Here is a 21,041-nt window from a genome sequence, read left to right as displayed (position 1 = left end):
ATAAAAACTAAGAAACTAAGAAATGAAAAAATTACAATTGATCGGTATCGCATTATTTTCACTTACGGCTTGCCAGAAAGATGATTTAGCTGATTCTTCAGCACCTTTCGAAATGAAGCCTACTTCTGCAGAATATATTACAGTTTCTGAACTTCCTGTAACTGCTGTAAGTGGAGATATTACGTCCAATACAACCTGGAGTGGTGTTATTGAGATGAATGGGGTGATCAGGGTTAAAAATGGGGCAACATTAACAATCCTTCCGGGAACTTACATTAAAGCAAAACCTAATGCCAATTGGGATGCTACCGGTGTTTGGTAATTACAAAAACAGGAAAGATCAATGCGGCAGGTACTGAATCTCAGCCTATTATTTTTACAAGTTATAAGCTTCTGGATGGAAATGAAGATACAATAGCTTCTCCGGGAGATTTTGGAGGAGTAATCCTTTTGGGAGATGCTCCTACGAATGTACCTTTTACAACCTCTATTGAAGGCATCGCTCCAAGTGTAGAGCATTATTTCGGAGGAACTAATCCTTCTCATAATGCGGGAATCATGAAATATGTACGTATTGAATTTGCAGGATATGATTTTACTGGAGCAAATTCAGGGAATGAAGTTAATGGTCTCACGTTAGGCGGAGTTGGAAGCGGAACTACTTTGGATCATATTCAGGTGTCTTACAGCTTGGATGATTCTTTTGAGTTCTTTGGCGGTACGGTGAATCCTACCAATCTGGTTTCTTTTGCTCCTGAAGATGATAATTTTGATTTTGATAATGGATATACGGGAACTATTACTTGTGCTCTTTCCTTAGCTGATTATAATTCATATCATGCTACAAGCGGTGTAAATTTTGATTCTAATGGGATTGAGTTAGACAATATTTCAACAGGTACAGCAACCCATTTAATTACACATCCTAAGATCAACAACATTACTATCGTCGGTGCAAGAAATGGAGCAACAGGACAGGGGCTTGTTTATGAAAACGGTATCCATATCAGGAGACACGGTAAACTGACTTTAAATAATGCACTGGTTACAGGTTATCCTACAGGAATCCGGGTGGAGGGATCAGGTTCTGAACTTTCTTCAGCTTCTAACCTGAGCTCAATCCTTGTACATGGTTTTGGAACATCAGTTACAGGGGTTGGTACGGCAGGCATTCCAACAGCTAATCTTATGACGGGAAGTACAGCCGCATTATGGGGAATGAACCAGCCATTCTATAACGAAGGAAGCTGGAATGTATCTCCAAGAAACTGTGGTGGATTTCAGGGAAGCTGGACAAAATATAATTTCGCCATTGTAGAATAAGTAATTGATATAAAACCGGGAGGTTTCGGATGTACTGAGCTTCCGGCTTTTGAAGATAAAAAGAGCTCTCTATATAGAAGTGTACAGGTTACGGAATCCTGAAAAAAGCTTCGGAACAATACTGATGATGCGCACAGCAGTACCGGATCAATCTAAAACCGGACACTATTGCCTTGTCCCGGAAAATAGTGGATAAACAGGGAACTCAGACAGTTCAGCTCCTCCTGGTCTGTAGGATGAAAACAATAACCAAATCGCAGAAATATAGAGGCGGATATTTCTGAATATTAAAAACTTCCGGTCATAAACATCAATAACCGGATCTATCAAAAATTATAACAATGAAAAGATTAACTCTAATTGCAGCTGCTGCATTATCTCTTACAGCTTGCCAAAACGATCATTTAGCAGATTCTTCAACTCCATTTGAAATGAAGTCTACTTCAGCTGAGTATCTTACAGCTTCTGCACTTCCTGTTACTACAGTAAGTGGGCCTATCACTTCCAATACAACTTGGAGTGGTGTCATAGAAATTGATGGTACTGTAGCCGTTAAAAACGGAGCAACACTTACGATTCAGCCTGGTACTTTTATCAAAGCAAAACCTAATGCTATAGGAGAAGGTTCAGGAATCCTTGTTATTACCAAAACAGGTAAAATTAACGCTACAGGAACTGAAGCTCAGCCTATTGTTTTTACAAGTTATAAACTTTTGGACGGAAATGAGGATACAACAGCAACTCCTGGAGATTTCGGTGGGGTAATCCTTTTAGGTGATGCACCTACCAATGTACCTTTTACAACAACTATTGAAGGATTAACAGGTGAGGATTATTTTTTCGGTGGAACAAACCCTTCTCACAATGCAGGAACATTGAAATATGTACGTATCGAGTTTGCCGGGTATGATTTTGTTGGAGCTAACTCCGGTAACGAAGTGAACGCTTTATCTTTAGGAGGTGTTGGAAACGGTACTACTTTAGATCACATCCAGGTATCTTATGGACAGGATGATTCTTTCGAGTTCTTCGGAGGAACAGTAAATGCTTCCAACCTGATTTCTTTTGCTGCAGAAGATGATAATTTTGACTTTGACAACGGATATACAGGAACTATTACATGTGCTCTTTCTTTAGCAGATTATAACTCATCTCACACAGTAAGTGGTGGAAGCCCGGATTCTAACGGTATTGAGCTTGATAACAATGCTACAGGTACACCTACTGCATTAATCACAAACCCTGTTATCAACAACCTTACTATTATTGGAGCTAAATACGGTTCAGCAGGACAGGGTGCTGCTTACGAAAACGGTATCCATATCAGAAGACATGGTAAGTTAACTCTAAACAACGCTGTAGTAACAGGATACCCTGTAGGAATTAAAGTAGAAAATGCAGGATCTGAGCTTTCTTCAGCTTCAAACTTTGCTTCTATTCAGGTGCACGGATTTACAACTTCTGTTACAGGAACTGGTACAGCAGGAATCCCAACAGCTAACCTTCTTACAGGAAGTACAGCTGCATTATGGGGTATGAACCAGCCATTCTTTAACGAAGGAAGCTGGAATGTATCTCCAAGAAACTGTGGAAATTTCCAGGGAACTTGGACAAAATACAATTTTGCCATTGTAAACTAAAACCTATAAAAGCAGGGGACGGCTTATATCCATTCCCTGCTTCTTTTTCTTTTAAAAATCTTAATAATCAGTATCATGAAAAAAATAATTTTATCATCTGTTCTATTTTTATCTCAGCTGGCTACAGCACAATCTCTGGTATGGGGAAATAGTTTTGATACTTCTGCTGATCTTCAGGGATGGACATTCCATGATCTGAACGGCAACAATAACGGGTGGATTCAAGGACCTAATATTTATCACAATGGAACTTCTTTAACCTATGGAAGTAACGGAGTTCTAAGACATTCTACAAACCTGGTTCCCACAGGAAGTGCAAATGGGTTTACAGGTGAAGATGACTGGATTATTTCTCCTCAGATTGACCTTACAAATGCATCAGGGACCATCACGCTTACCTCTTCTATTGGAAGACAGAGAACTTCTCATACTATCGTGAGCCGGGATCTTTATATTTATGTAAGTACTCCTCAAAAAGCGGTTCCTGTTTTAGCAGATTTCCAGGCCATGACGGTAGACGGATCAGGAAATTATCTGCAAAGTGCCTATAAAATACAGGTGGGTTCATCATTAAATCCTTTCCCTGCAGACCTTACTCAGTTTGTAGAAAGTCTTGTAGATCTTTCGGCTTTTGCAGGAAAGAAGATTTATATTGGAATGTGGGCCAACAGAAATGCTGCCGGAAATAATATCATGAATATCAATATTGATGAAATGGCTATTTATGCCACATCAAATACCTTGAGCACAAAGGATGTAAAAAAGAAAGAAATTCTGACGAAAATTGCAGAAAATCCTGTAAAAGAATACTTACAGCTACAACTTAATCCGGCATTAAAAGAAAATAAAACAACAGTTGATCTTTATAATGCAGCAGGGCAGAAAGTCCTTACCACTCAGTATTCAAGATTAATCAATGTAGCAGGGTTATCAGAAGGGGTATACATAGTGGAAGTGACTGATGGAAAAACTACAGAACGTTTGAATTTCATTAAAAAATAAACATTCTGCTTTAAACTGAACATGAGACAAAACATGAAATTTTAATATACAATAATGGATAACAGAAGGTTATCCAGAACATATCCAACTAGTTTTTTTATAATGTTGTATTGCCCTGCACAATGGGTAGGGCAATATTTTTTAAGTTCAAAATAATATAAAAGATGAATAAGATCTTTGCACTGCTATTATGTATCATATTGTTTTCCTGTACAGATAATACAGTATTGGAGAAATATGATGTAGCACAAAAACCAGGAGAAGTAACCGTGAAAGGATTCTCTAAACCGGATGTACTTCAGCTGAGGTTTAACGGAGAACCTGTATCTATTGACGGAAAAACTTCGTATACCGATAAAATAGAAACCAAGCTTCAGTTTGTGCTGGATCAGGGAGAGACCAACAGGCTGGCAATATATAATAACGAAACAGGAAAGGAAGTTGCAAAGTACAATATTACCTATGATAATGTAGAAGAGTATAAAAAATTATACTTCTTTAATCTTCCGGGAATTTTCCTGCAGGCTGAGGCTGTAAAACCACAGGTTAATTTTGGAAAAATAGGTTTTGAATTTATTTTCCCGAATCTGGGTGAATTTTCAGGATCATCCCTTAAAAATGTAAAAGGTGTTTTAAAAAGAGAAAACGGAGCGGTATTGGCAGAATTTGATAATATCGGAAAAGATAGCTTTACCCCGGTGAAGATTTACAGTTCCTTTGGTACTGCAGCTCCTGTATACCTGGAACTCTACAAACCTGGAACTACCGAACCTTATGCAGGATCTGCAATCATTAAAGTGAAAATAAAACAGGATATGGGTGCCAATATGATCGTGCTGCAGGAAAAATCAGAAAATGGAGTATGGGTAGTAAAAGGAGATATTGATGTGGCAGAATATTTATAATCAGAAATGAGAAAACTTTTAAAACTTCAATTCATCACCATTATTATCCTTCTTATTTCCTGTGCAAATAATAATGATGATAATGCTCCTGTTTTTCCTGAGGGAAGTACAGAATCTGTTAATCTTTGGGTACAGGACAGCCTGAAACGGTATTATTACTGGGCGGATCAGATGCCTGCCAAACCGGATTATCATCTTCCTGTAAAAGAATTTTTTAAGAGTCTGCTGGCTCCTCAGGACCGTTTTTCCTTTATTGTAAATACCGGGGACCCATCCAGCTATCCACGTTCAATCCGGAATATGTATGGTTTTGATTATACGGTTATTCAGCGGGCAAACGGACAAGTGGTAACCGTTATTAAATTAGTTCTTAAAGACTCTCCGGCATTCAATGCAGGGCTTGAACGCGGCATGATTATTACCAAGATTAATGGGAAAACAGTGACAGCAAGTAACGCTGAGTCTATCACATCAACCATGAAAGACCTCACAGTGCTGGATCTTACTGTTGGAAGTTGGAATAATTACGTTGTTACCGATGAAAAGGAGATTAAGGTATATTATGGATTATCTTTTGAACAGCCGCTATTGTCCAAAATATTTGAAAAAAACGGTAAAAAGGCAGGTTATCTGTATATCTATGATTTTCCGGACGGGATGACACAGAAGCTCAGCCAGAAATTTGCAGAGTTTAAAGCTGCCGGAGTACAGGAATTGATTCTGGATCTTAGATACAATTATGGTGGGTCTGTATCTGCAGCAGCGGCTCTTTGCTCCCTGATCCCTTCGGGAATATCATCTGCCTCTCCGTTTATTATTTTTAAAGGAAATAAAAATGGTGGTGAAGTAAAAAGAACATTCTCTCAACAGATTGCCTATGATCCGAAAGCTCTTGATTTTAACACCTTGCGCACAAATGCTTTAGGGCTGAATAAAGTATATGTTTTAACTTCAAACAGTACAGCTTCTGCGGCGGAAATAGTGATTAATAATCTGAAACCTTATATGCAGGTTATTCAGGTAGGAGATGTTACTCTGGGAAAAGATATGGCAGGATTTACGGTAGAAGATAAACGTAAGCCTCAAAAAATCCGATGGCAGATGCATCCGGTAATTTATAAAGTATTTAATGCCAATGGTTCAGGAGAATACAGTAATGGGATTTTGCCACAAGTTACAGTGAATGAGTATGCTGTGCTTCCTTTATTACCTTTAGGCCATCCTGATGAAACTTTGATTTCTTCTGTTTTAAATGGGAACTATTTTAAATCTGAAAATCAAAAAGGAGCTGTTGAAGGAGTAAAAATTTTATACCAGAGCGATGTTCCACCTATATCTGTGGGAAAGGATTTACAATATAAGTATTGACATTAAAAAAGAAAAACTAAAACCATGCAGGGAATAGAACCAAAACTCCATACCAGTCTAACCAGTCGTATAGAATATTACCGCTTTCTGATAGAAGCAGCAGATGATTCCGAAATCCGTTCATCAGATGTCACTACACAGATTGCTGAATTGAGTAATTTGTATGAAGAATACCTTACAAACAAAAAAATCTTGAAGAAAGCATAAGAAAATATAGGGCATATCACAATGATCTGAGAAGAAAGTTAACGGTGAGGCTCCGGGAAATTAAGAGAAAAACGAGACAGAAGTAATGTGCTTTTTAGTACTTAATCAGGTTTTTTAGACCGCATAACAGCCTTTTTAAAGAAAAGAATGATCTGATTCTTTACATTGGCTTTCTTTCCTTATTTTATTCCAAAATTCATACATTTATGGCATCAAGTTGAAAGATGATGGCTTTATGAATGCTAATGAGACTGTACTTTCCGATTATTTGAATGTTTTTTGGCAGTTTTCCTGGCCACAGTGGTCGGTTTTCAGCCTGATCAGTAATATCTTTTTGTATTTATTTTCAATCGGACTGTATCTCTTTATTGATAAAACATGCCGTAAAAGTCCATTGCAGGAAAAAGATCATCCTGTTTCTGCATCAGATTTCTACCTCAGCCTTTTTACTGTAGTCTGTAACAGTTTTGTAATGCTGATAGGTGCTTTTTTATGGAAGAACGGTTGGATTGAGTTAGGGAATACCCAATCAGTAATAAAAATCGGTCTGGAAGTGATCGTATTGCTTCTTTTAATGGACCTTTTCATGTATTTCTTTCACTATGCTGCCCATTTACCTTTTGTATATAAAATGATCCATGGGAAGCACCATGAGCATGTAAGCACCAATTACCTGAGCCTTTTTGTTCTTCATCCCTTTGAAACCATAGGTTTTGGATTGATGATGCTGGTCTTATTGCTGTGTTATGATTTTTCAGTCATTTCCATTTCTATTTACCTGTTCATCAATCTCATTTGGGGAACTATAGGACATCTGAACAGAGAGTTTTTTCCTGCCTGGTCAGATAAATTTTTTGTAGGAACTACAAGATTCCATAACCAGCACCATCTGGATGAAACGAAGAATTTTGGATTTTATACTTCTATCTGGGACAGGCTGTTTGGAACCTACAAATAGGAGAGTAGGTTATTTTAGCGGATAAATTCTCTCGCAGGTTTTGCTGATTACGCAGACTCTCAAAAGACTTTTTAATAACCACGAATCCACGAATATTTTTTGCTGAGAATCTTTGATTCTCTTGCACCTTAAAAATATGCGTTATTAATAATTCTTTGCGCTTTAGCGTCTTCCAACCTAAAAAAACTTACTGGAGTAACCACAAATATCACCAATAGAAACACAAATTTCCACTAATACTGAAGAACAGAATAATGTTATTTGTGAAAGCATTAATGTTATTCGTGTTGAAAAAATAAGCTAAAAAAATAAACCATTAAGATTTTTGAAGAGGATAAGAAAATTAAGATGAGATCTTTTGATGTTAGGTAAATTTTAACCTTCAAGTGAAACTTATCTTAACTCCTTGTAAACCCTTATTAATCCTAATGGTTTAATGTTGTTACTTAAACACAAATTTAACTGTAAATATTCATTAATTCTGATACAGAATCATTGTGCTATTGGTGAGAAAATTAGTGTTATTTGTGTTTTAAAAATCACTGTTTTGCTTTAATGGCAGCTTGAATTCTTTCCTCAATAATTCTCCAGTCATACATATGAAAAACCCTTCCGTTACTCATGGCTACAAAAACTCCTTTCGGAAATTGAGGGCCTAAATTAACGTTAATAACTTCAGATCCGTCACTTTCAAGAGTAGAAACCGGGATGGCCGCAATTCTTCCTTTTGCCGGATTTTCTCTAAGATAGACATTGAAAGAGTCATTCTGCTGATCGGAAACCAAAATATACCCTTTTCCTTTGGAAGTAGGATAGATAGAAATTCCTTCCACATCCGATGTAAAATCACCTTGTCCGAAAACAAGAAGTTCTTCATTTCCTTTCTCAGGATCTGCATAATATTGGTGAACTCCAAACTGCTCATCAGAATAGTAGATATATCCCAGTTCATCGTCTACTGCAATACTTTCGATTTCTTTTAAACCACTGTATTTTCCAAACTTGCGGACAACATCTCCAGTGATACTTCCATTCTTTTCGGAAAGTTTATATTGCCATAAATAACCGTCTTTCGGCCCTGATTTTCTTCCTGCAATCACAAAAATATCTCCTGTTTTCGGGTTTTTATACATCGAAACTCCCATCGGTCCACGTTCTGTTTCTCCTTCAAATACCGATATTTCTCCAACTTCTTTCAGTTCAGGAAGAGCATAAAATTTTACTTTATTGGTTTCACGTTCTGTAACTGCTGCGATATCTATCTTTTTTCCATTGAGAACAAAACCATATTCAATATCCACATTATTGGGGCGTTTAAGTCCTAAAACTTTATGGGTGATCTTACCATTCAGATCAAAAGCATACAAACCGCCATCTGTATCTTTATCTGTTCCAATGATGATACTTTTTGAGGCATCTTTGGGATTGATCCATATCGCAGGATCATCGGTATCATGAACTACGGTTTCCGTAATAACGGTTGGTTTTAATTTTTCTACGGCTTTATTCTGCCCTTTGCAGCTTATTACAAAAGGGAAAACAGCAAGTGCTGCGATATAAAATATTATCTTCTTCATGTTCTTAAAAATCAAATTTCACTCCCATGGTAAATCTGGGTCTGTAGTATTCTGCCTGTGCAGTTCTGCTTGGAATACCCTGGTAATATCTTAACGGCTGATTGGTAAGATTATTGGCTTCAGCAAAAACTCTTAGCTTGCTTGTAATTTTGTAAGAAGCATTGGCATCTAGGAAAAACTGTTTATCATAATAACGGTCATCAAAAGACTTTCCACCCAGTTCGTCAATGTAATGAGAGGCGTAGTTCATAGAAACTCTTGCAGAAAAACGTTTGTTTTCCCATGAAAGCGATCCGTTGAACATATGAGGTGCTGCTCCCGGAAATCCTACATCTGTTCTTTCGGTACCTTCATCGTTGGTAATTCCTTTAGCTTTGGAATGAGTATAGGTGTAGTTAACATAAACTCCCATACCTTTCCAGAATGCTCCGGGAATGAAATCTAACTGTCTTTGTAAAGCCACTTCAAAACCATAGATACTTACATTATCTCCATTGCGTTGTTGGGTGAATTTCCAGTTGCTTTCACCTGCCGGAATAGGGTTGGATTGCCCTGCAAAGTCGTTGGCGAAATCATTCGCTGTATAATTTCTTCTGGAGAAAGTATAAATAAAGTCTTTCAGATTTTTATAGAAGATCCCTCCGGAAAGAATTCCCACAGACTTAAAGTACTTTTCTGCCATGAAATCAAAATTATAAGAGTAGGTTGCCTTCAGGCTAGGGTTTCCTGCAGATACAATCTCATCTTCTGAAATAACGTTAAGATAAGGCACCAATGAGTAATAGTTCGGACGGGCAAGGGCAGTGGTAAAGGCTGCACGAAGCACAAGATCCTGAACCGGAACATATTTGAAAGACAAATTCGGAAGGACGTTCGTATACGTATTGGTATTATTGATTTTTCCAACCAGGTCTTTTTCATTCATTACGTAATTTCCGGTATAATCAATTTTGGTGGTTTCCACACGAGCTCCCACAATCATGGAGAGTTTATCATTGAAATCCTGGTCCCAACGGATATATCCTGCATAAATCTGCTCTTTGGCACTGTAATTATTGGAAAGAAATTTTGAAGGCTTCGATTTTCCATTGAATAAGGCAGGATTAAACAGATCTAATCCACCTAAATAAGCCGGATCAACAAATGCTCCCGGAACATAATTCCCAGGTTGAAAATTTTGCCCGTCAAGATATAGAGTAGGCACAGACAGAAGGCTTCCCATGCTGCTCGTAGGTGTGAATGCATAAAAGTCATTCTCCCTTTCTTTTTCTTTCAAACGGATTCTGGCACCGGTGCGAAGTCTTCCTTTCTGACCGTCAATTACAGAAAAAGGAAAACGTACATTCACTTTAGTACCAAATTCTTTTTCCTGAGTGAAGCTGTTGGCATCAGAAAGATCACTTAGTTTATAGTTTCCCAGATTATCTGCCGCAAGAAGATTGAACATTGGTTTTCTGGGATCACTCAGGTCCGGCGAAAAGCTCATCTTACTGTTCTCAAATTCAATATAACGTTGATGAGGCTTGTCTTCACTGGCTATTGCGTAATTCATAGACCAGTCAAGATCTACCTTGGAACCAAGTAAATGTTCTCCTCTTAAGGCATAATTCTGAACTTTCTGTTTCTCAAGACGGGTATTGTCATTAGCGGCGTCTCCGCCTTTATTCTGTCTTGTGATACTTCCTTTCCAGTCAATAATTTCAGATTCATCAGCATTGTAAACCGGTTTTATTTTATAGCCAAGAGCAAATCTGTTTTCCTTATCATTTCTGAAGTTGTACATGGCAGAAGCATAGATTTTGTTCTTAGAATTGAATTCATAATCCATATTCAGATCAAAACTATGTCTGATACGGTGTTCGTTATAGTGACGAACGCCCATTTTGCTTACATAAACCGTCTGAGCCTTGTCGTTAGCCTGGCTCCATACAGGTTCGATATTGTCTGATCCAAAATTATTGTTGTTATAAGAGAAACTGAATACTGCACCTAGTTTTTTGTTTAAAAAACGGTCTCCATAAACCAATCCTGCAGTATAATTTCCTTTTTCACGAATAGGATTGTATCCACCTGCTAAGGTTGCAGAAATTCTTCGTCCGTTAGGAGAAGCCCTTGTAATCAAGTTCACAGAGCCACCAATAGCATCGGCGTCCATATCCGGAGTAAGGGTTTTATTAACCTCAATAGTAGAGATCATATCGGAAGGAATCAAATCCATCTGAACATTACGGTTATCTCCTTCCGCAGAAGGAATTCTGTCTCCATTTAAGGTGACAGAGTTCAGATTAGGAGCAAGACCTCTAATGATAAGGTTTCTGGCTTCTCCCTGATCGTTCTGTATGGTAATCCCGGGAACACGCTTTAAGGCATCTCCAATATTGGCATCCGGAAAACGTCCGATCTGATCAGCTGAGATCACATTGGTGATGTTGGAGTTGTTCTTTTGTTTGTTCAAAGCTCTGGCCTGATTCTTTAATGTAGCTCCTGAAACCACAATTTCACCAATACTTGTTTCCTTTTTATTGAAAATAATGTTCTGCTGGGTATTTTTTTCAGAGGCTATCATCACTTCATACTGATGAGTACCATAGCCCAGATAATCTACCTTCATGGTATAATTTCCCGGTGGAACATTCAGAAATACAAAATTTCCGTGTTCATCGGAAGTGGTGTAGATATTACCCGGATTTAAGGAGATTTTAGCTCCCGGCAGGGCAATTTTCGAGTCGTCGTTAATGTTTCCGGAAAGAGTTCCGGTTTGTGCATAGAAAAATAGAGAAGCACAAAATAAAACAGATGTAAAAATTTTCTTCACTTTCGTTTAATTAGATAAAAATCACAACAAAATTAAACGACTGTTTGGATAAAGGGTTGAAGTTAAAATTAACGTTGTTTTAAGATTTGTTAATACTGGAGCCGGAATGCAGAGATTTATCACATTTCAGAACCTAAATTTTTTTCAGTTTGGTTACCTTCCAATAGTAAGGTCAGTTCATCACATCCTATAATCTTACCCTCCTGAATGGTGAATTCTGCCAGTACTTTATGTTTCACAACGGTACCATCTTTCAATACTGATTTTGCTATATGATGGGTGAAAATGATATTTCCATTTTCAGCGTAGTTAAGGATCGTAATCTTTTGCTCGGCAACTTTTTCTTTCAACTTCTGGATGTGCAGAATGAACTCTTCATAATTGAGTTGAGTGTGGTCTACAAGCTGGATATAGTCTTTTGAGAAGTATTTTTCAATGAATGATAAATCAAATACCGGGTTTTCTAAAATATTGCTGAAAACCTCTTGGATAATATGTTTCATAATGTTTTGTTTTGACACAAAATTATAACTGAAATTGATGTACAAACGATAACATTTGTAAACAGTTTACTGAAAAAATAATCATAAAAGATTCTTATAATTAACCACGAATTCACGAATAAGTTTTATCCACGTAATTTTATTCGTGCATTCGTAGCATCAAAATTATTTGGTTTCTATAGAAGGAATATTGGTAATCACTTGCCATTTGCCGTTTTCGTGAACACAGGTGATAAGGGAAGAGAACCGCAACGCTGAGCTTTCAAGAGAAACTTGGGCATACGCGATATTATTTTTCTGTTCTACAGAATGATAGGTGATCTGGCGGGGCTTTCCACCAAATGTTTTATCCCGTACTAAACCGATATATTCCTGTTTTGGGATGATGAAAATTCCCGGTTTATCAAAAAATCCATCCTGAATATTCTGATAATCTTTGTGAAGTATTTCTTCTAAAAGAACTGTATCACTATTGTCGCCACCTTTGATGAATTGTTCAATGGCTTGTTTAATCTGTTCCATAATTAATTGAGTTGTTTTAAAATTTCGGATTGTTGTAAAGCTATTTTCTCTGGATTGCTGAGCTCATCTACCGCGGTGCCATTCAATGGGAAGTAACTGATATCGGTAATTCCTATGTGATTTAATAGCAGAGTAAGGTGATTTTCCAACGGATTTTGTGTTCCGGGAGTAATACCACCCATTGATGAAATGATATAAGCCTTTTTATTTTCAAGTAGTCCTTTAAGAGAAGTATTTCCTGTAAATGTTTTCTTGGTTCTGATAACGCTGTCAAAATAAGCTTTTAATGAAGATGGAATTCCATAATTGTACATGGGACAGGTAATCAGAATTTCGTCAGATTGGTATAGCTCATCAATCAGTCTATCAGATAAATGGATGCTTTCTGTGTCAGGATTTTCACTGAAAAATGCATTCACGGTCTGTTGGGTAATGTGGGGAATAAGTTGCTTGGTAACGTCTCTTTCCATGATAATTCCCTTCGGATTCTTCGTTTTCCATTGTTGAATAAAATAATTACCTAATGTTCGCGAATAGGATTGCTCTGTTCTTAAGCTGCTGTCGATTCTTAGAAGTGTGTTCATTCTTTTTTTCTTTAAAGACACACTGCACTTCTGAAACGTGACAGATTATTGCAGCCTTTTTAATTTTTCAGGGTCTACAATAGAATAAATTTCACGAATCATGCCTTCAGCATCAATATCCAGGATGTGACAGTTATAAATGCGGTTGTCCTGCCAGAAACAGATGGCAGGCTGATGATTAAATATATGAAAAGTATGAGGCTTTTTGCCCAAAAACTGCTGTTGTACATAGACCAGAAGCTGTGCTGTAGCAGATTTTCCAACTTCTACCGCTTTGATGACACGAACGCGTTTTCCACCATCTGCAGACAGTCTGATCTCATCAATAAGCAGTTTTTCAATATTGGGAATGTCTCCTTCGCTTAGAGCCATTTGATATTGCTGGAGAATATCAGTGTGACCAGAAGTATTTATGCTGTCAGGTCTGTATTTTATATCCTGTAATTGTTTTCCTGCACGGCTCAGTAGTTTTCGGGAATTTTCCACTGAGATATCAAGGGTTTCTGCTATCTCCTGATGGGAATAGTCAAAGGCTTCCTTTAAAATGTATACCGCACGCTCTCTGGCGTTCAGTTTTTCTAAAAGGACAAGCAGGGTATAACGGGCTGTTTGCTCCTTAATCAATTTGTTTTCTGCATTTTCAAAAGAAAGAGGTTCGGGAAGCCATTCCCCATAGACCATTTTTTTGCTGTGTCTGTTTTTAAAATTAATCGCATGATTAATGGTGCTTTTGATCAGGAAATTGGTCTCATTCCGGATCTCAGATTTATCTAAAGAAATATATTTTTCAATTACATCCTGTACCAAATCCTGAGAATCTTCATAAGAACCGGTAATATTATAGGCATAGGTAAGCAGCCTGTTGTAATTTTCCTGCATGATATTTCTTTTTAAGACAAACTTAGTGAAGAAAACGTGACGAATTATTAAAAGTAAAAAGTAAAAAGTAAAAAGTTTAAAGTTTAAAGTTTTTGTAGTTAAACAACTATTATCAATCATCTAATTATCCATTCGGATATCAATATCAATAGGGCGGGCTTTAGCCCGGCCGGCCGGTCAAATAAATTAAAAATTCCATTGGCTTTAGCCAAAACCTATCTTATTGAAATTCGAAGATCTTTCTTATTCTATAAATAAAAATCCGCGTAATCTGCAAAATCTGCGAGAGCAAAATAATAAGAAGGGCTTTAGCTAGAACCTAAAATCATCCTTCCCATACAGAATTGTAAATTATTTTTCCCAATTTGCATAGATATAATTATCCAAATATGAACTCATTCCCGGAAATTTTGATAGATGAAAATGCGAAGGAAAGACATCCTGATTATAAAAAAGCATTATTTGATCTTAATTCTAAGAATATTACAGCTGAAAACTCTAATCATCTGGTCCGCATTTATACAACAACCAAGGAGATTTCATACCGGAATAAAATTCTGAAATTACTGTATGATCACAAATATCCTGAACTTCATTCATTCTTTGAAATGGCCTGTAAAAAAGAAAGGTATCTAGACATGAAAGTATATGCTTTGCGTGGATGGGCCCAGTTTGCAGAAGAAAAAGAGATCGGAAAACTGGTTGATAAAATGAAAACTTCACTGGCAAAAAGAGAAGTAACCACTCCCTATAATTATCAGGAATATGAATTGCTGAGAGGGAAAAATGCCCTTCCTTTTCTAGTAGAAAAATACAATTATCCTTCATTCAGAGAACTGTTAGCACAGGTAAACGAGCAGTACGAAAGAATGCCTGATGCCTTTAAAGGTCATATCACAACAGACGAATCTGGAGAAATAGTTATTCTGAGAGCTCCTGGTGAGAGCTCAAAAATGATAAGAGATTTTTTGATGGGCTAAAACCTAATCAATAAAAAAACCGCATTGAAATCATTTCAATGCGGCTCATGGTTATTAGTTGGTTTGAATGAATTTTTAATAAAGGTTAATCATTATCCACTCTGATCCATTTTCCGTTTTCTACCCCTTCATAGAAATGATCGTTATGATAGATGATCGCTCCCTGAATATGAGTTTTATTGGCTGGAAGAGTAAGGGTTTCCGGTAAGGCATTACTGTTTCGGATCATAAATACTTCATTCGCTTCTTTTACAACGATTCCTGTTCCTGAAACTAACCTTGTAACTCCTGCATCTGCCGGTGGATTGGATACCGCTACCGGGTTTAATTCTGAGAGACGTCTTGCTCCCGTATCGGAAGTACAGCCTCGGAGAATATTATCCATCAACATCATCACGCCCGGAGTAGGACAATCCGGATTGATGTTTACAACAATTTCTTTATTGTTGATCGCTACAGGGCAAGCTTCTCCGGTCGCAAAACGGATGCTTTTAAGACGATATACCACTGTTCCTGCCTGGCCTTTAGAATGAAGGATAACTGCCTCTCCGTTCGGTGCAGACGTAATGGTCTGGTCCGGACCATTATTAACCGTATAAGTGAAAATATAGGTTTGAGCAAGTGATCCTTTAAACTTTACCTGTATATCTCCGGAAGCCTGTTTTGAGGCACTCATGGATGAAGGTGTAGTATTGTCTGCCGGTAAAGCAATAGAAGAGATGGTGAAGTCTTCTGTAATATTACATCCATCCTGGCTGTAAGTTACATTTACTCTGTAATTTCCAGGTTGGGTAAACGTTACCAAACGTCCTGTGCCTATTACTCCTGAATTAGGAGAATTTAGCTTAGTCCACGTATAAGCAGCATTAGGATCTGTACCGAATAAGGTAGAAGCATCATAGGTTTTAGGGAATTCTGAAGCACAAATGGCTTTGTTTCCACCAAATCCTGCAGCCTGAACATCTGTAGGAATGATGGAAAGGTTCGCTGTATTTCCCAAATCCTGGCTGTTTCCATAAGCACTTACAGCACGGGAGAAATTCATATCTCTGATAGAAGCATAAAACATGGTGTATGCTGCTGTAGGATCGAGATTAATTGTATTCTGTCCTGCTGTAGATCTTAATACAGAAATTCTGTTACATGGAGTTCCGGTCATAAAAAGATTTTCAGTAACAGTTTGATGGTTATCAACCTGATAAGACCCTGGATTAAAGTACAGTGTTTTGTACTTACCTGAGGAACTCAATGTACTTACACTATTGGCAGTTGTGCTTCCAAGGAAAGTCATTTTGTTGAAATTCCAGACTCTTGTTCCGGTATTTACAATTCCATCCTTCCAAACCGTTAAGTCCCCAAAATTGAAAGCTGTAGGAGTATTGGTTGTAAAATATCCCATATCGGCTTTCGCATCAGCAGCATTTAACGTGAGTGGATTATTACCTGTAGAGATAAAGAAATAAGGACTGTAAAAATTATAGTACGGAATAGATGCCATATAATAATTGGCAGTACCGGCACTGTTCGTTCTTGTCCCTGTAAGAACAGACTGTCCAAGATCTACAACCGGATTGTTATTAATAGATTGATTCCAGCTGAAATTAACCAGTGTCATAGGATGGTTGTTGGTTTTGAACCCTGCTGCATTAAGGAAATTAATATCCCCCTGATATGGGCTTTTCAGTTCAAAATAATCCTGAGCATTTACATTCAGGTAAATGTAGGCTCCTTTTGTATCAATATACCTTGTTTTTCCAGTGGCAGTTCCTTGAGCCATAATGATATTTCGGGTCAGGCCAAAAGTAGACATCGGAACTATAATTTTTACATCATTCTGTAAATTAAGATTTCCATAAACGCTTAGGTAATAGGGATTTCCACCATCTGTAGTGAAATCAAGAACAGGCTGGTTGGTTGCATTATTGAAGGTAATATTATTAGCTTTTGAAAGATAATTTCCCCTGATCTGTATTTTATTCAAAGTAGGTGTAAACCCTGAATTCTGATCAAAGAAAACATTATCAACGGCAGTCGGAATATCACAGGCTCCTACAGGAGTTCCACCTGAAGTTAATGACCAATGCTGAGGATCTCTCCATTGTCCCTGTCCTCCGATCCAGTAAAGATTTCTTGAAGTGGAAGGAATAACATCCAGGAAGTTAATTCCACTATTTCCGCCAAGGTCCGTACTTGATGTAGCAGTATAGGCTTGTCCGCCGGAAGAAGAGATATATTTTATCTGCACTTTATCCAATACATAATTGGATGGATTAGCGCTGTAATTAGGAAGTATTAAAGTTCTCAATGGCGAGCCAGATGAAGCTAAAGTAATACGGTCTAAACAGTCTCCAAGGATCTTCAATGATTGGTTAACCTGTAGGTTACCTTCTAAAGAAACATTATTATTCTTTTCTATGGTCAGATTATTGACGGACATAGGGGTTTTAAGAATAATGGAAGGGTTTACTTTATCAATTCTTGGGGCTATTGCTGAATGGATGATGAAATTATTGATGACGCCACCAGGAAAATTAAAAGAAATAATATAATCCGTATTAGTTGTTGTATTGGTGTATTCTATTTTTTCAAAATAATGATTTAGATTACTGAAGGCAATGTCAAAATCAGAACCACCGGTAGATCTGAATAATTTGATCACACTGTTAGCCGTATTTACAACAGGTTGCTTGGTATTGATTGCAAAGCCGTTATTAACTGTAAGATCAGCATTATCCATTATCAGTTTTGAACCGTTTAGGTTAAGGCTGTTGATATTCATTACAGTACCGCTTATATCCAGGCTGTTACCGGAAATATCAGTTTGGGTGATATTTGAGCTGCTGCTAAGGTCATTCTGTGACGTTCCTCTGTTCATTTTCCACTGGGCATCCCCTGAAAAATTTAAAGAAGTTGCAGCACCATTTGGGGTTACATTTTTTAAAGTTCCTGCAGGCTTACCAATGTTGACCAACGTAAATCCACTGAAGTATCCGGCATCATAGTATCCGGGATGCAGTACCATATTCCCGTTAACATTCATTTTGTAGTAATTGTTATTTCCTGCAAAATAAGATCTTGATCCGGGAGTTAATCCACTGAATGTAATATCATTTACTGAGACATCATTGGTCATCTGTATGGAGGTAATTCCAGTAGTAGAGAAACCGGAGTACTGATCAAAGAAAACATTGTCATTGATGGTCGGAAGTCCGCAGTTCGCTGTTGTTCTGGTACTTGAAGGATCCAGAGACCAATGGCTGAGATCGTTCCAGTTTCCGTATCCGCCTTTCCAGTAAAAGTTTTTAGAAGTGGTGGCTTTGAAATTGATCCCGGAATTATTCCCATTATCAATAGAATTGCTGGCATTGATAGGTTTAGCACCTGCAACAGGAGTAACGTAACCAGCATTAATTCCTGAGATATTCATCCTGTTCAGCTCCACAAATCCATTACCATTAATATTGTTCCCAAGAATAAGATTATTCCCTCCCTGACCTGTTAAATTAAGAATAAGATCACAGTCTGTACGATTGAATAACCAGCTGTCAGTTATCATCAATTTTGCCGTAGTATCAAAAAACGCAATATTGGAAGCTGCATTGATGGCTACATTTTTTGTCTTATTCATTCCAAAAAGTCTGATATCACCACTGTTTACCTGAAAGGTATCAGTATTCAGATACTGTATACTTCCGATACTGGTTCCTTCTTTATAGGTTTTACCAAAAAAATGATTGGTATTTCCTGAGTTGTAATATCGCCCATTGTAGTTTTGGAAGTATACAGAAGTATTAGGCGCGGTAATGGTCTGTTTGGTTAAAATATTCAGGATACCCTGACTTAGTAAGGCATTATCTATACTAACACTGTTCCCACCCAGCCAGAATTCACCAGCTTTTATTTTTCTGTTATCTGCATAAAGATTACTTGTAAGAGCATTGTTATCAAAATTGAAAACACCGCCCACTTCTACATCATAAGGAGTTCCTGAATTAGAAGGCATGAGATAGAAATTATCAGTCCCATAGATCGTCAGTTGATAAACTTTCTGCCCTTCAAAACTCATATAACGGTTTGCTGCCGGATCTGTTGCATTATATTTAAGAAAATTAACTGATACAGGAAGGGACATATCTTTCTGAAGATAAAGGTTACCATACAGAGTTGTGTTAATATTCAAAACAGGGTTGGCAGGAGCATTACTCCAGGTCATATTCCTTATCATAGCTACTGTTCCACCACTATTGATGGTATTGTTTCCTGAGGTAAATCCTGAGTTTTCATTAAAGATCACATCATCATACATAATAGGAGTACAGTTGGCAGAAGGTCCTCCAGATGTGAACGACCAGTGGGTGGGATCATTCCAGTTCCCTCCGCCACCTATCCAATAATAGGTTTTTGCAGCGATCCCCGGGTAAGTGATATTCCCTGTATTATTTCCGCCATCTATACCTGCGGTTACAGCGGCTCCTCCTGTAAGTTTTACAGCAGCAAAATTATAACCATTAAAAGAGGCTGTTCCGTTTCCATTGATAGTACCCGGAAGAATCAGGTTTATAGGCAAAGTAGGTTCTACAGCCCCAAATTTTGGGATGCTTCCGTTGCATGGAATATTGGTGATAAGAGTTTGATTAATCTGAAAAGTGGCATTGGTTACATTCTGCCGAAAATTATACTGTCCGCCATTCAGGATAAGATTATTAATATCAAATTGTGTGGCTCTCAATATATTATTTCCCTTCCCAAGGGTCATATTCTTTACTTCAAATCGAGTTCCGGCCAGGTCTGCGCTTCCATCTCCCAAAACCATATCATTGCCTTTAAATAAATTGGCATTAATGACACAGGCATATAAATTAATTTTGTTAATATTAAATTGAGTTCCGGTAAAACTACCTCCTGCAGTACCTACTCCTGTGACCTCATCTACTGTAAGAAGATTTCCGCCTGTTATTTGAGAAAAGCCTGAAGCAGTCAGGAGTATCTTTTTGATAGTCTGACTAGTCTGTATCGTCAGAATAGGAAATGAAATAGTAGCCTGAGTAAGATTAGCAGTTGAATTTAAGGTCATCGTACTCGTGGTAGTCACTGTTGAAGATCTGAAATTTGAGGCTGCTGTAGAACTATGGCTGAATACCATAGCATTGATGTTTTTATAATCAGTATCTAAAAAAGCACTGTCATTGACATTGACATTGAAAAAGCCATTGCTTGCAAAATTTTTAACAAGCTTAAAGGTTCCGTTTCCATTAAGATTAAGATTAGATTGGTAACTGCCACTCAAATAGGATGGATCAATCATATTGTCAGGAATGTCAATCAGATTGGGGGTCGGGTTGGAGCTGTCTGAAAAGAGATTCACCGTAAGACTATACAGAGCGGTGGCATTAGATTTCCATTTCAGGTTTCCATAGATATTAAAAACACTTGCTGATGGAAAACTCAGTTTGGTGGTAAATGAATCATCTATAATGAAATCTTTACAGGTAGCTGAAGAAGGAATCGTTAATGTACCTCCAGTAGCAGGAAAACCACTTCCTGAGGTAATATAAACATTATCATACCTGGAAGGAATAATAGTAGCGGTCTGTCCTGATGCTGAACCTATACGCCAATGGTTCAGATCACTCCAGCTACCAGCACCACCTACCCAGTAATAATTGTTCTGAGCAAAAATACTCTGGCTGATCAGAAAGAGCAGGATGAGATATAATTTAATTTTCATGTTTTTTTTGAATTACAAGATTAATAATGAGCTGAAACAAAATGCACAGC

At 37.6% G+C, this 21,041-nt stretch carries 16 protein-coding genes; 9 read left to right on the top strand and 7 right to left on the bottom strand.

The features are described 5' to 3' along the window. Window positions 1-22 precede the first annotated feature (22 nt). The 8 genes from BOQ64_RS23600 to BOQ64_RS02450 all read left to right on the top strand — a co-directional run bounded on the left by BOQ64_RS23600 (window position 23) and on the right by BOQ64_RS02450 (window position 7,403). Window positions 23-322, top strand: a complete 300-nt coding sequence (locus BOQ64_RS23600; RefSeq protein ID WP_228448093.1) for a hypothetical protein — start codon at window positions 23-25, stop codon at window positions 320-322. Beyond that, window positions 316-1,323, top strand: coding sequence for a hypothetical protein (locus tag BOQ64_RS02480; protein WP_228448091.1), 1,008 nt, complete (start codon window positions 316-318; stop codon window positions 1,321-1,323). Before BOQ64_RS23600 ends, BOQ64_RS02480 begins: the two co-directional genes overlap by 7 nt. Before the next feature lie 341 nt (window positions 1,324-1,664). Beyond that, window positions 1,665-2,963, top strand: a complete 1,299-nt coding sequence (locus tag BOQ64_RS02475) for a hypothetical protein (RefSeq protein ID WP_129056320.1) — start codon at window positions 1,665-1,667, stop codon at window positions 2,961-2,963. A 75-nt stretch (window positions 2,964-3,038) separates the two neighbouring features. Beyond that, window positions 3,039-3,965 (top strand): T9SS-dependent choice-of-anchor J family protein, encoded by a 927-nt coding sequence (locus tag BOQ64_RS02470; protein ID WP_129056322.1) that lies wholly within the window; start codon window positions 3,039-3,041, stop codon window positions 3,963-3,965. A 164-nt stretch (window positions 3,966-4,129) separates the two neighbouring features. After that, window positions 4,130-4,870 (top strand): hypothetical protein, encoded by a 741-nt coding sequence (locus BOQ64_RS02465; protein WP_228448089.1) that lies wholly within the window; start codon window positions 4,130-4,132, stop codon window positions 4,868-4,870. Window positions 4,871-4,876: 6 nt separating this feature from the next. Next, window positions 4,877-6,238, top strand: coding sequence for a S41 family peptidase (locus tag BOQ64_RS02460; RefSeq protein WP_129056324.1), 1,362 nt, complete (start codon window positions 4,877-4,879; stop codon window positions 6,236-6,238). 24 nt (window positions 6,239-6,262) lie between these two features. Next, window positions 6,263-6,445, top strand: coding sequence for a hypothetical protein (locus tag BOQ64_RS02455; protein ID WP_129056326.1), 183 nt, complete (start codon window positions 6,263-6,265; stop codon window positions 6,443-6,445). Window positions 6,446-6,680: 235 nt separating this feature from the next. Next, the gene (locus tag BOQ64_RS02450; protein ID WP_129056328.1) at window positions 6,681-7,403 is read left to right on the top strand and encodes a sterol desaturase family protein; all 723 of its coding nucleotides are present in this window, start codon (window positions 6,681-6,683) and stop codon (window positions 7,401-7,403) included. Window positions 7,404-7,942: 539 nt separating this feature from the next. On the opposite strand, the gene BOQ64_RS02445 is transcribed toward BOQ64_RS02450, so the two are convergent. From BOQ64_RS02445 to BOQ64_RS02420, 6 genes are all read right to left on the bottom strand, one after another. Next, window positions 7,943-8,980, bottom strand: a complete 1,038-nt coding sequence (locus BOQ64_RS02445; protein WP_129056330.1) for a phytase — start codon at window positions 8,978-8,980, stop codon at window positions 7,943-7,945. Between the two features lie 4 nt (window positions 8,981-8,984). Continuing rightward, window positions 8,985-11,795, bottom strand: a complete 2,811-nt coding sequence (locus BOQ64_RS02440; RefSeq protein WP_129056331.1) for a TonB-dependent receptor — start codon at window positions 11,793-11,795, stop codon at window positions 8,985-8,987. A gap of 119 nt (window positions 11,796-11,914) precedes the next feature. Continuing rightward, on the bottom strand, window positions 11,915-12,298 hold the full coding sequence (locus tag BOQ64_RS02435) for a nuclear transport factor 2 family protein (protein ID WP_129056333.1): 384 nt from the start codon (window positions 12,296-12,298) through the stop codon (window positions 11,915-11,917). A gap of 165 nt (window positions 12,299-12,463) precedes the next feature. Then, window positions 12,464-12,820 carry a nuclear transport factor 2 family protein gene (locus tag BOQ64_RS02430; RefSeq protein WP_129056335.1) on the bottom strand — a complete coding sequence of 119 codons (357 nt, stop codon included), beginning with the start codon at window positions 12,818-12,820 and terminating at the stop codon, window positions 12,464-12,466. A 2-nt stretch (window positions 12,821-12,822) separates the two neighbouring features. Further along, entirely contained in the window at window positions 12,823-13,404 is a 582-nt protein-coding gene (locus BOQ64_RS02425; RefSeq protein ID WP_129056337.1) for an FMN-dependent NADH-azoreductase, read from the bottom strand. Window positions 13,405-13,449: 45 nt separating this feature from the next. Beyond that, entirely contained in the window at window positions 13,450-14,283 is an 834-nt protein-coding gene (locus BOQ64_RS02420) for a sigma-70 family RNA polymerase sigma factor (RefSeq protein ID WP_164975727.1), read from the bottom strand. A gap of 389 nt (window positions 14,284-14,672) precedes the next feature. Here BOQ64_RS02420 and BOQ64_RS23595 point away from each other — a divergent pair, with 389 nt between their 5' ends. Next, window positions 14,673-15,263 carry a hypothetical protein gene (locus BOQ64_RS23595; protein ID WP_228448087.1) on the top strand — a complete coding sequence of 197 codons (591 nt, stop codon included), beginning with the start codon at window positions 14,673-14,675 and terminating at the stop codon, window positions 15,261-15,263. 85 nt (window positions 15,264-15,348) lie between these two features. Here the strand turns inward: BOQ64_RS23595 and BOQ64_RS02410 are convergent, their stop codons facing one another. Continuing rightward, window positions 15,349-20,991, bottom strand: a complete 5,643-nt coding sequence (locus tag BOQ64_RS02410; protein ID WP_129056341.1) for a hypothetical protein — start codon at window positions 20,989-20,991, stop codon at window positions 15,349-15,351. Window positions 20,992-21,041 lie beyond the last annotated feature (50 nt).

The organism is Chryseobacterium sp. CH25 (assembly GCF_004119455.1).
Lineage (GTDB): Bacteria > Bacteroidota > Bacteroidia > Flavobacteriales > Weeksellaceae > Chryseobacterium.
The sequence above is the reverse complement of the archived record's forward strand: the minus strand, read 5'-3'. Positions and strand labels throughout refer to the sequence as shown.

Coding starts and splice junctions, on each gene's coding strand:
- BOQ64_RS23600 (WP_228448093.1), top strand. CDS start 23: ATGAAAAAATTACAATTGATCGGTATCGCATTATTTTCACTTACGGCT.
- BOQ64_RS02475 (WP_129056320.1), top strand. CDS start 1,665: ATGAAAAGATTAACTCTAATTGCAGCTGCTGCATTATCTCTTACAGCT.
- BOQ64_RS02470 (WP_129056322.1), top strand. CDS start 3,039: ATGAAAAAAATAATTTTATCATCTGTTCTATTTTTATCTCAGCTGGCT.
- BOQ64_RS02465 (WP_228448089.1), top strand. CDS start 4,130: ATGAATAAGATCTTTGCACTGCTATTATGTATCATATTGTTTTCCTGT.
- BOQ64_RS02460 (WP_129056324.1), top strand. CDS start 4,877: ATGAGAAAACTTTTAAAACTTCAATTCATCACCATTATTATCCTTCTT.
- BOQ64_RS02455 (WP_129056326.1), top strand. CDS start 6,263: ATGCAGGGAATAGAACCAAAACTCCATACCAGTCTAACCAGTCGTATA.
- BOQ64_RS02450 (WP_129056328.1), top strand. CDS start 6,681: ATGAATGCTAATGAGACTGTACTTTCCGATTATTTGAATGTTTTTTGG.
- BOQ64_RS02445 (WP_129056330.1), bottom strand. CDS start 8,980: ATGAAGAAGATAATATTTTATATCGCAGCACTTGCTGTTTTCCCTTTT.
- BOQ64_RS02435 (WP_129056333.1), bottom strand. CDS start 12,298: ATGAAACATATTATCCAAGAGGTTTTCAGCAATATTTTAGAAAACCCG.
- BOQ64_RS02430 (WP_129056335.1), bottom strand. CDS start 12,820: ATGGAACAGATTAAACAAGCCATTGAACAATTCATCAAAGGTGGCGAC.
- BOQ64_RS02425 (WP_129056337.1), bottom strand. CDS start 13,404: ATGAACACACTTCTAAGAATCGACAGCAGCTTAAGAACAGAGCAATCC.
- BOQ64_RS02420 (WP_164975727.1), bottom strand. CDS start 14,283: ATGCAGGAAAATTACAACAGGCTGCTTACCTATGCCTATAATATTACC.
- BOQ64_RS23595 (WP_228448087.1), top strand. CDS start 14,673: ATGAACTCATTCCCGGAAATTTTGATAGATGAAAATGCGAAGGAAAGA.
- BOQ64_RS02410 (WP_129056341.1), bottom strand. CDS start 20,991: ATGAAAATTAAATTATATCTCATCCTGCTCTTTCTGATCAGCCAGAGT.